General features: G+C 69.4%; 9 protein-coding genes. 2 read left to right on the top strand and 7 right to left on the bottom strand.

Annotated elements, in window-relative coordinates; genetic code table 11:
* Nucleotides 1-58 precede the first annotated feature (58 nt).
* Complete coding sequence (locus tag D9R12_RS03310) at nucleotides 59-952, top strand: hypothetical protein (protein ID WP_122227997.1); 894 nt, start codon at nucleotides 59-61, stop codon at nucleotides 950-952.
* Nucleotides 953-1,019: 67 nt separating this feature from the next.
* Here the strand turns inward: D9R12_RS03310 and D9R12_RS03305 are convergent, their stop codons facing one another.
* From D9R12_RS03305 to D9R12_RS03285, 5 genes are all read right to left on the bottom strand, one after another.
* Complete coding sequence (locus D9R12_RS03305; RefSeq protein WP_014161667.1) at nucleotides 1,020-1,442, bottom strand: DUF2752 domain-containing protein; 423 nt, start codon at nucleotides 1,440-1,442, stop codon at nucleotides 1,020-1,022.
* Nucleotides 1,439-1,828, bottom strand: a complete 390-nt coding sequence (locus tag D9R12_RS03300) for a CD225/dispanin family protein (RefSeq protein WP_014161666.1) — start codon at nucleotides 1,826-1,828, stop codon at nucleotides 1,439-1,441. Before D9R12_RS03300 ends, D9R12_RS03305 begins: the two co-directional genes overlap by 4 nt.
* Before the next feature lie 199 nt (nucleotides 1,829-2,027).
* Nucleotides 2,028-2,309 carry a CD225/dispanin family protein gene (locus D9R12_RS03295; protein ID WP_014161665.1) on the bottom strand — a complete coding sequence of 94 codons (282 nt, stop codon included), beginning with the start codon at nucleotides 2,307-2,309 and terminating at the stop codon, nucleotides 2,028-2,030.
* A 76-nt stretch (nucleotides 2,310-2,385) separates the two neighbouring features.
* A complete protein-coding gene (locus tag D9R12_RS03290; RefSeq protein WP_122227994.1) occupies nucleotides 2,386-4,272 on the bottom strand; it encodes an MFS transporter in 1,887 nt (628 codons plus the stop codon).
* Between the two features lie 164 nt (nucleotides 4,273-4,436).
* Nucleotides 4,437-6,581, bottom strand: a complete 2,145-nt coding sequence (locus tag D9R12_RS03285; RefSeq protein ID WP_122227991.1) for an alkaline phosphatase D family protein — start codon at nucleotides 6,579-6,581, stop codon at nucleotides 4,437-4,439.
* A 194-nt stretch (nucleotides 6,582-6,775) separates the two neighbouring features.
* Here D9R12_RS03285 and D9R12_RS03280 point away from each other — a divergent pair, with 194 nt between their 5' ends.
* Nucleotides 6,776-9,085: a TonB-dependent receptor gene (locus D9R12_RS03280; protein ID WP_122227988.1), complete on the top strand. Its 2,310-nt coding sequence runs from the start codon at nucleotides 6,776-6,778 to the stop codon at nucleotides 9,083-9,085.
* 36 nt (nucleotides 9,086-9,121) lie between these two features.
* On the opposite strand, the gene D9R12_RS03275 is transcribed toward D9R12_RS03280, so the two are convergent.
* Together D9R12_RS03275 and yccS are read right to left on the bottom strand one after the other, a co-directional pair.
* Nucleotides 9,122-9,916 (bottom strand): SDR family NAD(P)-dependent oxidoreductase, encoded by a 795-nt coding sequence (locus D9R12_RS03275; protein WP_014161661.1) that lies wholly within the window; start codon nucleotides 9,914-9,916, stop codon nucleotides 9,122-9,124.
* A gap of 126 nt (nucleotides 9,917-10,042) precedes the next feature.
* A complete protein-coding gene (yccS, locus tag D9R12_RS03270; RefSeq protein WP_122228773.1) occupies nucleotides 10,043-12,274 on the bottom strand; it encodes a YccS family putative transporter in 2,232 nt (743 codons plus the stop codon).
* Nucleotides 12,275-12,395: the final 121 nt, after the last annotated feature.

Genomic DNA, 12,395 nt, shown 5'->3' with positions numbered 1-12,395 from the left:
CCCAGGCCTGCGCCAACACATCCCCGGGCCGGCCCTAGACGGCCGGCGGAGAACCTCCATGTCGATCACTCTGGTCGCGGTCGTGGTGACGGTGCTGCTGGGCCAGCTGGCTCCGCGTGCGGTGGCCGCCTGGCGCCGCCATGACCTGTTCGCGCGCTGGCAGCTGTGGCTGGACCGGCATCTGCATGAGCAGCCGCTGTGGACCGGCGTGGCCGGGGCAGGCGTGGCGATCGTGCCGTGGCTGGTGCCGGTGGCGCTGCTGCAAGGGTGGCTGCACGGGCCGCTGGCGGGCGTGCTGGGACTGGTGTTTGGCATCGCGGTGCTGGTCTGGGCCTGGGGCCCGCGCGACCTGGATGCCGACGTGCGCGCGGTGCTCGATGCCGAAGACGGGGTCAGCCAGCGCATTGCGATCTCGCAGCTGGGGGCGCAAACCGGCAGCGGCGGTGGCCAGGGGCCGGTCCTGGTTGAAGCGGTCTTCCGCAGCGCGCTGACCCGCTGGTTCTCGGTGGTGTTCTGGTTTCTGCTGCTGGGCCCGGCCGGCGCGGTGCTGTACCGGCTGTGCGCGTTGTCGGCAGTCGGGGTCACCGCCGCGCGCCTGCCCCTGGCCCATCGCGCCGGTGCGCAGCGCCTGCTGGCGCTGATGGAGTGGCCGGTGGCGCAGCTGCTGACCCTGTCAATGGCGCTGATGAGCAATTTCGACGCGGTGTTCAACGCCTGGCGCGCGGCCGGTGGAATGCGGCCGCAGCTGGAGACCGATTTTCTCGGCGCCGCCGCGCGCGCCAGCGTCAACGCCGAACTGGCCGAGCACGCACAGGACTACGTTGCCGATGGCCTGGCCCCGCCGCTGCAGGACATGCCCGAACTGCGCGATGCGATGAGCCTGGTCTGGCGCATCCTGCTGCTGTGGCTGGCGTTGATGGCCTTGTTTGTGATTGCCGGGTGGGTGAGCTAGTTGAAACAGGTGCGCAGCGCGCAACGCGCGGTGTGCCCCGCGCCGGCGCCGCTGCGTGGCTGCTGCCTCAACCCGCCGGCGGCGCCAGCAACGTGAACGGGAACCACGGCAGGTTGCGCAGGATCCAGTAGGCGGGCAGCGCGATCAGCCACAGCTTCGGTTCGGACACCCAGCGGGCCAGCGGCTGCAGCCAGCGCGGCGGCACCCAGCCACGCGAAACCGCCAGCAGCAGCGGCAGGGTCGGCAGCGCCAGCATGGCCAGCGGATTCATCGACAAGGCCGCCAGCAGCTGGCCGTGGACCAGGGCATGCATCGCGCGGGTCATGCCGCAGCCGATGCACCAGTAACCAGTCAGCTCATGAAAGAGGCAGCCCGGGAACGGGTTGTTGGCGGCGTTGGGATCGAACCTGCGCAGCGCCCAGACCCCGGCCGATGCCGCGACCGCGGCACCGGCCAGGGCCAGCCTGTCCAGGGCGCCCAGCCGGATCACAGGCTTTGCGAATGCCACAGCTGCTGGATCTGCTGGTACTGGATCTGGCTGCGGCCGCTGATCAGGCCATAGCTGATCCACAACAGGCCGATGATCGCCAGCGCGGTGGCGACCCAGCACCAGGTCTTGGCGGTGGCCGAAGCACGCTGGGCGCCGGCGAAGTCGCCTGCGGCCAGCAACGTGTTGACCCGCGCGGCATAGACGATGCCGACGATGCCCAGCAGTCCCAGCGGACAGCACAGACACGTTCCCAGGATGGTGGCGATGATCGCCCACGCCAGATGGTTGGGCACGGGACCCGGCGCGGCGGCCATCGGCGGCGGCATGTACGGCGGCGGCTCGGGCGGCGGCACCGGCGAGCCGGGTGGCGGCGGAATGGTGTTCATGCAGTTTTTCTCCCAGCGTCCAGATGCAGTGAGGACTAGCAGCCTGTCGGGCTTTGGTGGTCGAGGCGAGAATTCGGCTGTGCGAGGTCAGATTTTCGACGGTTCGCCGGCCCATAGTGGTGCTATGGGCCAAGAAGCGGCGGAAAGATGGACCGCACAGGCGGATTCGCAGCCCGGCCGACCAAAGTCCGACAGACTGCTAGCGCATGCCCCCTGAAGCCAGCGATCCCAGCGTTGCCAGGCCGCCGAAGAACACAAACCACAGGATGATCAATACCGGCAGCGAGATGGCCGAATAGATGGCCCACATCTTCGCCTTGTGGGACAGCTCGCGGGCGCCGTTCAGATCACCGGCCAGACGACGGCCATCGACCTGGGTCGCATAGACAATCGACACGATGCCCAGAGGCAGGCAGCAGAACAGCGTGGACAGGATTGCCCACACCAGATAGTTCGGTACGTGTTCGGCACTTGCATTCATGGCCTTCCCCAGAGCGATCGTAATCCCCGCCGACGCGGGCCCCTGCAAAAGATTAACAGCAAGTGAGCGCGAATCCTCAGGCCGCCTCGCCGCGCAGCGCGCGCACCCTGGCCTCGAGCTGCGCGGCGCTGCTGTCGGCGGGCATCGGCGCGCCGGCGAGCACTTCGATGTGGGCGCGGAACCTGCGCGGCACGCGCATGCGGCCCAGGCGCGAGTCGCGTCTGGACCACATGCTGGACCACATGCCCTTGAGCGCCATCGGCACCACCGGCACCGGGCGACGGGCCAGGATCTTCTCAACACCGGACTTGAACGCGCCGATAGTGCCGTCGCGGGTCAGCGCGCCTTCGGGGAAGATGCACACCAGCTCGCCCTCGGCCAGCGCCCGATCGACTGCCTCGAAGGCCGCGCGCATCAGCGCAGGATCTTCGCGCGCACCGGCGATGGGAATCGCCCTGGCGGTGCGGAAGATCCAGCGCATCACCGGGATGTTGAAGATCCTGTAGTACATGACAAAGCGCACCGGCCGCGGGATCGTCGCCGACAGGATCAGCGCATCCATGTAGCTGACGTGGTTGCAGACGATCAGTGCCGGGCCCTCGTCGGGCACGTTGTCCTCGATGCCGTGCAGGCGCAGGCGGTACAGCGCACGCACCATCACCCAGCTGAGGAAACGCATCAGGAATTCGGGGACGATGGTGAAGATCCAGATCGCCACCAGCGCATTGGCGATGGCCAGCGCCAGGAACACCTGCGGAATGGTCCAGCCCAGCAGGCGCTGGGCGAGCAGGCCGAGCACGGCCGCAGCGACGATGAAGCCGGAGTTCTGGATGTTCAGCGCGGCGAACACGCGCGACATCTGCGATTTGGGCGTGCGGCTCTGGATCAGCGCGAACAGCGGCACCACGAAGAACCCGGCGAACAGGCCGATGCCGAGCAGGTCGATGATGATGCGCACGCTGCCGGCCTGGTGTACGAACTCGGTCACCGACAGGCCCTGGGCGCTGGCCTCTCCAGCGCGTGCGAAGTACAGGTCCAGCAGGAACGCGGTCATGCCGAAGGCGCCCAGCGGCACCAGGCCGATCTCGACCGTGCGCGCCGACAGCTTTTCGCACAGCAGCGAACCGACGCCGGTGCCCACCGAGAACAGCGCCAGCGCGAAGATGTACAGGGTGGGCTCGCCGCCGAGGTTGGTGACCGCATAGGACGGCAGCTGCGCGGTCAGGATGGTGCCGACGAACCAGAACCAGGACACGCCGAGGATGGCGTTGCGCACCGATGTCTGCTTCCTGGCCATGCGCAGCACGGCCAGCGATTCGGGCAGCGGATTCCAGTTGATCTTCAGCTCCGGCGCGCCGGCATCCACCCGCGGCACCAGCCGCGCGATGGTGTTGCCGGCCACCGCCAGCACGATCACGGCAGCGGCCGCGGTGACCGGGCCGTGACTGCCGGCCAGCTGGAAGATCAGCCCGCCGAAGATCATGCCGACCAGGATCGAGATGGAGGTGCCCATCTCCACCAGGCCGTTGCCGCCGGTGAGTTCCTCCGGCCTGAGCACCGAGGGCAGGATCGAGTACTTCACCGGCCCGAACAGGGTCGACTGGACGCCGGTGCTGAACAGCGCGATCAGCAGGATCGTCATGTTCTGGCTCAAAAAGCCGACTGCGGCCAGGGTCATGATCGCGATCTCCATCGCGGTGGTGATCACGATCAGCCGCTGCTTCTCCAGCTTCTCGGCGATCTGCCCGGCGATGGAGGAGAACAGGAAGTACGGCAGGATGAACAGCGCCGGCGCCAGGTTGGTGTAGAGCGTACGTTCGGCGTCGCTGACGCCCAGGAAGAACAGCAGGCCGATGATCGCCTGGCGATAGACGTTGTCGTTGAGGGCGCCCAGGCACTGGACGGCGAAAAATGGCAGGAAGCGACGCTGCTTGAGCAGGGCGAACTGGCTATGGCGGGGCATGCGCGATCCTTCGACCAGCGCGCAGCCTAGCAAATCCGTTTCGGAGGTGACCGGACGGGCCGGTTCGATGCGCCTTTGCAGGGGTGAGGTACGCAGCGAAGGGTTTCCGATGAAGTCTCATCGCCGCTTGCGCGGTTCCTGCGCCATTGCGCACCCCATGGCGATCAGGCCTCGCGCAGGCGCATGTCGCCGCGCGCGAAGGCGAAGCGTTTTTCGCCCAGCTGCGAGCCGATCGCCTCCGGCGCGTCGTAGTGGCGCTGGCGGCAGACACTGTCGGGCAGTTCCAGGAAGCGGGCCTGCGCATGTTCGCCGTCCAGCCGCAGCAGGCCCACGCCGTGGCGGCGGGTCTGCGCATAGCGCAGCGACCGGTTGCCGTCGATGACCAGTGCATCCAGCGCTGCGGCGACGCGGGCGGTGGCCTGCTGCTGGGCGCCTTCACCCTCGCCGCTGCGGGCCAGGATGCTGCCGAGGGTCTCGGAGGAAACGGCGGGCGTGGTGAATTCCACCGTGGCCGCACTGTGCTGGGTGGCAAAGCCGGCGTGGATGTCGCCGGAGAGCACGATGACCCCGCCGGCGCGGTCGAACACCTGATCGATCAGGCGGCGGCGTTCGGCCGGGAAGCCGTCCCACTGGTCCAGGTTGAGGTAGAAGCGCCGCCGCATCGGTTCCGGCGCCTGCAACTCGGGACGCGACAGGTCCAGCACCAGCGAGGTGAAGGACACCGAGCTGGCGACCACCTTGAAGCGCGCATCGCTGTCCAGCAACGCCTGCTCCAGCCATTGCCGCTGCGCCGGCGCGTACGGCGAGGGCGCCCCGTCGAGCGCACCCAGCGCGGCGAACAGGTCGAAACCCTCCTTGACCGCGACATAGCGCGCGCCGATGTCCCCGAACAGCGTGGTCTTGCCCAGCGCCAGCCACGGCAGGCCGCGCGCCAGCCCGGCCGCATCCGGCACCGCGACCTGCGCGCTGGCCGGGGCGGTGGCGTTCCAGGCCTGCAGGAACTGCGCCAGTACCGGCAGTGCGATCGCACTGGCGGTGGCCTGCGTGGCGCGGCGTTCGGCTTGGGCCGGTGATTGCCCGGCGGCCAGATACGCCTGGGCGATGGCGTGCTGCGCGGCCCGGCGTTGCGCCTGCAACATGGGGGCGGCGAGGTCGACATAGGGGATCAGCGTGGGCAGCACCGCCGCCGGCTCCAGGCCCAGGCGCGGCAGCAGCGCTTGCAGTTGCGGCTGGTCGTAAGCCAGTGCACCGGGGAAGGCGTCCTCGGGGATGGCGTGGTCCGGGCGTTGGCTGCGGTAGTCGGTCAGCAGCAGGTCCAGCGCCTTGCCGAAGCGCAACCGCCGCCACAGCTGCACGTTGGGGAACAGCCGCTCGCGCTGCACCGGCAGCTGCGCGGCCTGCCCGGCGCCGGTGGCGTCGGCCAGCTCCAGGTCGACCGGCAGGTATTCGAAATAGGCCTGCTCGGCATTGCGGCGGCGCTGGCGGTCGCGCTCGTCAGCGGCGCCGTCGTGATAGGTGCCCACGTCCTGCCAGCAGTCATCGGAGAACTCGTGGTCGTCCCAGATCGCCACCAGTGGTGTGCGCTCCAGCAGCGCCTGCAGCACCGGATCGCTGCGGAAAGTGCGATGCAGCTGGCGATAGTTGGCCAGGCTGCGCGCAGCGTAGTAGCGCCGGCCGCCGCGCTCCAGGGCGATGGCGCCGTCGATGTCGTCGAAGGCGATGGCGCGCTCGCCGGCCTGGTCCTGGAACTGCGGGTCGCCGGTGGTCTCGTAGATGAAGTCGCCCAGGTGCAGCACCAGGTCCAGCTCGCGTTCCAGCAGCGGCAGCAGCGTGTTGTACCAGCGCCCGCCGTAGTCCTGGCAGCTGACGAAGGCCAGTTCCACCGGCACGTCGGTGTCCGGCGCCGGCGCGGTGCGGGTGCGGCCGATCGGCGAGGAGACCTGGCCGCCGTGGCCGTCGTCGAGCAGGAAGCGGTAGTGGTAGGCGGTGGCCGGTTGCAGGTTCTCCACGCGCACCTTGAGGCAGCCGTCGCTGTCGCGCGGCGGTTGCAGCATGCGGTCCACACGCAGGCGCGCGAAGCCTGTGTCCTCGGCCACCTGCAGGCGCAGCTGCGCGGCCGGAGCGGCCAGCCGCGTCCACAGCAGCACCCGGTCCGGGCGCGGGTCGCCGGAAGCCACCGACTGCGGGAAGTGCGCGCGCGAGACCGGCACCGAGCCGGAGGCGGCGCCGGCCGGACGCAAGGGCAGGACCCCGGCTGCGGCGGCCACGGCGATGGTCGACAGGAAGCGGCGACGTGCGGGCGAATGCATCTTGGCGGGTCTCTTTGCGGCTCGTGGAAAGCAGGCCCGTCACGCTAGAGGCGGCCGATGACGGTTCGTGGTCAGGCGCGCGCCGTCATCGGCCGGTCATCGGGACTTCACCGCGCTGCAACGGCACTGCAACGGCACTGCAACGGCGCGCGCCGAGCCTGCGGGCACGTCCACGCCCCAGGGGAAGCCTGCGCATGTCCTGTCGTTTCCACCCGCTGGTCCTGGCGCTGCACGCCGGCCTGGCCGCCGCGTTGGCGCCGCTCGCCTCGGCCCAGACCGCCCAAGCCGACCCGGAGCAGCTGGACACCATCGTGGTCACCGCGCAGAAGCGCGAACAACAGGTCTCCGAGGTCCCGATCGCGATCAGCGCCTACTCCGGCCAGTTCCTCAGGGACTATGGCGTCAACGACTTTTCCGACATCGGCAACCTGGTGCCGGGCCTGGAAGTGCAGGAGCAAAGCCCGAACAACCCTGGCTTCGTGATCCGCGGCATCACCTCCGACAGCGGCGAGGCGAACGTCGAGCCGCGCGTGTCGGTGTTCCAGGACGGGGTGTCGATCTCCAAGTCGCGCGGTTCGGTGGTGCAGCCCTTCGACCTGGAGCGGGTGGAGGTGCTGCGCGGCCCGCAGGGCACGCTGTTCGGGCGCGGCGCGCAGATCGGGGCGATCCACCTGATCCAGAACAAGGCCTGGAACGGCACCGAGGCCGGCTTCACCGTGGGCGCGGGCAATGACGGAGAACACCTGCTCACCGGCTACTTCAACACGCCGCTGGCGGCCGAGGTGCTGTCCGCGCGCGTGGCGGTGTTCGACCAGAAGCGCGACGGCTTCGTGGACAACCTCTCCGGCGGCGACCTCAACGGCAAGGACACCCGCGCGGTGCGCGCCAGCCTGCATCTGGACCTGCGCCAGACCGATTCGATGGACCTGATCCTCAACTGGCAGAAGGACACCCCGCCGGGCACTGCCTTCCGCACCAATACCATCCCCACCCGCACCGGCAGCACCGACGTGTTCGACCGCACCGCCGACCTCAACCGGGGCACCGGGCTGGGCCTGGACCGCACCGTGCGCGGGGCGACCCTGCTGGGCAGTTTCGCCCTGGGACCGGCGTGGACGCTGTCGAGCATCAGCGGCTGGCGCGACTTCGACTCGCACGAGGAATTCGACGCCGATGGCTCGCAGCTGTACGCGGCCGAGTTTGCCGAGATCTCCAAGGGCCGCCAGGTCAGCCAGGAATTGCGGTTCAACTACGATGACGGCGGCCGTTTCACCGGCTTTGCCGGCGTGTCCTACTTTCACGAGTCCGGCACCCAGACAGTGCCCTTTTCCACCAACGAGCGCAGCCTGATCACGCTGCCGGCGGTCGGCCTGGGCATCCCGCCGCTGCTGCCGGACGGCAGCCCGAACACGCTGGTGACGGCGCTGCCGATCGCCCCGGGGGTGGTGCTGCCGCTCAAGCCCTTCCATCAGGAGCAGTACGCCAACTCCGGGCGCACCACCGCCTGGGAGCTGTTCGCCGACGGCACCCTGGCGCTGAGCGAGCGCCTGGACCTGACCCTGGGCCTGCGCGGCACCCACGAGAAGGCCGAGGGCGGCTATCGCTCGGACTTCTTCGGGGTGCCCAGCGCGCTGGGCGTGCTCGGCCTGGGCGGCAGCCCGGACCCTTCCAGGCCGACCAACATCCTGTTCGCCCCGACCGATGGCTGGCGCACGCGCGAGGAATCCTTCGACAGCGCGGTCGGCCGGGCGGTGCTGGGCTACCACTTCAACACCCACCACAATGGCTACGTGTCGGTCTCGCGCGGACGGCGGCCGGCGGTGGTGCAGGTCGACGCCGATTCCTCCCAGGTGGTGCCGGCGGAGCTGGTGTGGAGCTACGAGATCGGCCTGAAAGGCGACTTCGGCGGCGGCCGGCTGGTCTACGACCTGGCCGCTTACCACTACGACTACAGCGACTTCCAGACCACCATCCAGGACCCGGACACGCTGCGTTACATCGCCGGCAACGGCGGCAATGCCAGCGCCGACGGCGCCGAGCTGTCGCTGACCTGGCGCCCGAACCGCGACTTCTCCGGCTTCCTGACCTACGGCTTCATCGATGCCGGCTTCGATGAGCAAGATGACGATGGCAACCGGCAGGAACTGGCCGGCAACCGCTTCCGGCTCACGCCCAAGCATAGCGCCTCGGCCGGCTTCGACCTGGGCCGGGATGTCTCCGGCGGTGCGCGGATCTATCTGCGGCCGAGCTGGAACTGGCGCTCGCAGGTGTATTTCGAGGACGACAACACCCCGGGCATCGAGCAGGCCGGCTACGCGCTGTACAACCTGCGGCTGGGCTTCACCCTGGAGGGCGGGCGCTGGGATTTTGGCCTGTACGGCAACAACCTGACCGACAAGGACTACCTGATCGACGCCGGCAACACCGGTCGCCTGTTCGGTACGCCGACCTTCATCCAGGGCCTGCCGCGCACCTACGGCGTCAGCGTCAGCGGCAGGTTCTGACCACAGGCGCGTGGGTGGCTGGCGCCGGCACGAGGTTCAAACGATGTCGTCGATCACCCCGCCATCCACGCGCAGCGCCGCGCCGGAGGTGGCCGAGGCCTGCGGCGAGCAGACGTAGACCACCAGGTTGGCGACCTCATCGACGCTGGCCATGCGCTGGATCACCGAGGAAGCCCGGTGGGCCATGACGAATTCCTTGCCGAGGGCTTCCAGCGACTTGCCGGTGCGCTTGACCTCCTCGGCCATCATCGTGGCAAAGCCGTCGGACAGGGTGGGCCCGGGCAGCACCGCGTTGACGGTCACCCCACTGCCGGCCACGCGCTTGGCCAGGCCGCGCGAGAGCGCCAGCTGGGCCGTCTTGGAGACCCCGTAATGGATCATGTCGGCCGGGATGTTGCGCGCCGACTCGGACGAGATGAACACCACCCGGCCCCAGCCCCGCTCGACCATGCCCGGCAGCAGCGCGCGGGACAGGCGCACGCCGGAGAGCACGTTGGTCTGCCAGTAGTGGTCCCACTGGGCATCGTCGGTCTGGAAGAAATCGACCAGGCCGAAGATGCCGGCGTTGTTGACCAGGATGTCGATGGCCGGGAGCGCATCGACCAGCGCCTGGGTCTGTGCCGGATCGGACAGGTCGGCCGGAATGCCGGTGAAGCGCGCGGTCGGCAGCTGTCTGGCCAGCGCGTCCAGGGCCTTGTCCACGCTGGCCTGGCTGCGGCCATTGATCACCACGTGCGCGCCGGCGCCGGCCAGGCCACGGGCGATGGCGTGGCCGATGCCAGCGGTCGAGGCGGTCACCAGCGCGGTCTTGCCGGACAGATCGATCTTCATGGACAGCTCCTCGGGAGGCGGACAAGGGAAGGGCTGGCGAACACGCGCAGCCGCAGCCACGCAGTGTGCGCGCCAGCCTGTTGCGATCCGGTACAGCGCCCGGACCGGGTGGCGGAAAACAACGTTTCAGCCGGCGCCGGCGGGTGAGGGGGCAAGGGTGGGGGCATCGTGGGCCGGGCCTGCGATCACTTCATCGGCCGCCGCGCGCAGCCTGGGCAGCAGGCGCAGCAGCAGCGCCAGCTGGGTGCGCAGCAGGCGCTGCTTGTCGTCGATCCGGTCGGGCACCTGTTCCAGCGTGTCGGCCAGTGCGCCGACGCCGGCGTCCAGCTCCGGCGGCAGCGGCTTGCGCGCCGAGAGCGCCTGCGCGATCGCCTGCAGCGCCGCGCGCAGGCGCGCGCCGGCCTGGTCCACAAGTGCATCGTCTGCATGCGCCGGCAGCGGCGCCCGATGCGCACCCAGCGCGGACAGATAGCCCAGCAGGGTGTTGGACAAGGCCAGGAAGCGAAACCCCGCCTCCAGGTTGCGGCGCAGGAATCCCGGCTCGCGCATCATGTTGCCCAGGGCTGCCGACAGTGCCGCGTCGGCGTTGTGCATGTCGCGCCGGGCGATCCGGTAGCTGAGGTCGTCGCCGCCGCGAGCGCGGTAATGATCGAGCACTTCGTCCAGATAGCGTGCGCAGGCCTGAACCACCGTGGCCATCACCAGGTGCAGGCGCCGGCCCTGCCAGTCGGGCAGGATCAGCAAGGAGGCAGCGGCGGCGATCGCGCAGCCGATCAGGGTATCCAACAGGCGCGGCCACAGCAGCACGAAGCCGTTGCCCAGCAGGTTGAAGCACAGCAGGGCCATCACCGTGATCGCCGCGGTGGCCACCAGGTAGCGGTCGGTGCGGGTGATGAAGAACGCCAGCGCGGCGGCCAGGGCGATCAGCAGCTGCAGCTCGGTGGCCGGGAACAGCTGCATCAGCGCCCAGGCCAGGCCCAGCCCGACCAGGGTGCCGGCGATGCGCTGGACCAGCCGCAGGCGCGTGGCGCCGTAGCTGGGCCGGCACACGAACGCGGTGGTCAGCAGGATCCAGTAGCCATGTTCGGGATGGACCAGGCGCAGCACCCCATAGCCCACCGCCAGGGCGATGGCCATGCGCAGGCCGTGACGGAACAGCAGCGACTTGGGAGTCAGCTGGGCCCGCAGGCGCATGGCCATCTCGCCCAGGGTGTGCGGCGCCGAATCGCGCAGGCGCGTGTCCAGCCCCTCGCTGGTGGTGTCCGAGAGCGCGATTTCGCTCAGCTGGCGCTCGATGGCCTGCAGGTTGGTGGCCAGCAGTTCCAGCGAGCCCAGCAGCCGGTTCCAGCGCAGGTTGTGCTGGTCGCGCAGGAAATCCAGCGACTGGCGCAGGTCGGCGGTGGCGATCCGGGTCTGCTCGCCGTATTCGAACGGCGTGCGCATGCCGATGGCCAGGCCCAGCGCCGCGCAGGCCTTGCCCTGCAGGGCCAGCAGGCGCATGCAGCGGTACAGCACGTCGCTGTGGAAGAACGCTTCGGTCAGCGCCTCGTACGGGTAGTGCGAGGAGCTGGCGCGCTCGTGCAGGTCCTGGGCCATGTAGTACAGGCGGAAGTACAGGCCCGACTGCACCCCGGGCCGGCCGGAACGGCCGAAGCGCGCCAGGATCGCGGTCTTGGCCGCGTTCAGTGCCTCGACCACGCGTGCGTTCTGCTGGGCCAGCGCCAGCCGGCGCGCGTGCTGGTCGAGCTGGCGTACCGGCTCGAACAGCTCGGCCTTCAGGCGCAGGAACCTGCCCAACTCCCAGAACAGCCGCGCCAGCCGCTCGCGCACCGGGCGGTTGGCGAACAGCGCCGTCCACAGGATCGACAGCGCTCCGTACCAGGCCGCCCCCAGCAACAGCAGGCCGGTGTCGCGCCAGCTGTCCAGGGTCCCCGGCGCGGCACTGCCGGTGCCGTGCTCCATGCCGATCATCGCGTAGATCGACAGGCTGATCGTGCCGGTGGCGATGGAGGCATAGCGCTCGCCCAGCGCCCCCAGCAGGGTCAGGCAGAAGGTCGCCAGCGCCAGACTGCACACGAACACCAGCGGGGTGGCAAACAGCAGCTTCACCGCGGCAGCGGCCAGGGCAAAGCACAGCAGCGACAGCAGCACCGACTTGGTCCGGCCCAGCCAGTTGTCGTCGGTCTCGGCCAGCGCGCTGGCGATGATGCCCAGGAACAGGGTCGGGATCGCCGGCAGCGCGTTGCGATGCCAGCACAGGCCCATCACCACGGCCAGGGCGATGAACACCCGCAGGCCGTAGCTGGCCTTCTCGTGGGCCCAGAGCCGGCTCAGGCGGGATTCGAACGCGGACGACATGCGCGGGGCGATGGGACCTGCGGAAAGCCGGTGCCAGTGTGCCGCAACCCCATGCAGGCCGGTGTCGCCGGGCCTGGTTTCCAGGTGGATCGGGCCGGCGCCAATGGAACGCTGCTCAGCG

Origin of the sequence: Pseudoxanthomonas spadix (assembly GCF_003703395.1) — a bacterium.
Taxonomy (GTDB): domain Bacteria; phylum Pseudomonadota; class Gammaproteobacteria; order Xanthomonadales; family Xanthomonadaceae; genus Pseudoxanthomonas_A; species Pseudoxanthomonas_A spadix.
Note: the sequence above shows the minus strand (reverse complement) of the source record. Positions and strands in the feature narration are given on the sequence as shown.

Bases quoted from the DNA above. Each gene is read 5' to 3' on its own strand.
- D9R12_RS03310 (WP_122227997.1), top strand. From the start codon at position 59: ATGTCGATCACTCTGGTCGCGGTCGTGGTGACGGTGCTGCTGGGCCAG.
- D9R12_RS03275 (WP_014161661.1), bottom strand. From the start codon at position 9,916: ATGAAGATCGATCTGTCCGGCAAGACCGCGCTGGTGACCGCCTCGACC.
- D9R12_RS03285 (WP_122227991.1), bottom strand. From the start codon at position 6,581: ATGCATTCGCCCGCACGTCGCCGCTTCCTGTCGACCATCGCCGTGGCC.
- D9R12_RS03280 (WP_122227988.1), top strand. From the start codon at position 6,776: ATGTCCTGTCGTTTCCACCCGCTGGTCCTGGCGCTGCACGCCGGCCTG.
- yccS (WP_122228773.1), bottom strand. From the start codon at position 12,274: ATGTCGTCCGCGTTCGAATCCCGCCTGAGCCGGCTCTGGGCCCACGAG.
- D9R12_RS03295 (WP_014161665.1), bottom strand. From the start codon at position 2,309: ATGAATGCAAGTGCCGAACACGTACCGAACTATCTGGTGTGGGCAATC.
- D9R12_RS03290 (WP_122227994.1), bottom strand. From the start codon at position 4,272: ATGCCCCGCCATAGCCAGTTCGCCCTGCTCAAGCAGCGTCGCTTCCTG.
- D9R12_RS03300 (WP_014161666.1), bottom strand. From the start codon at position 1,828: ATGAACACCATTCCGCCGCCACCCGGCTCGCCGGTGCCGCCGCCCGAG.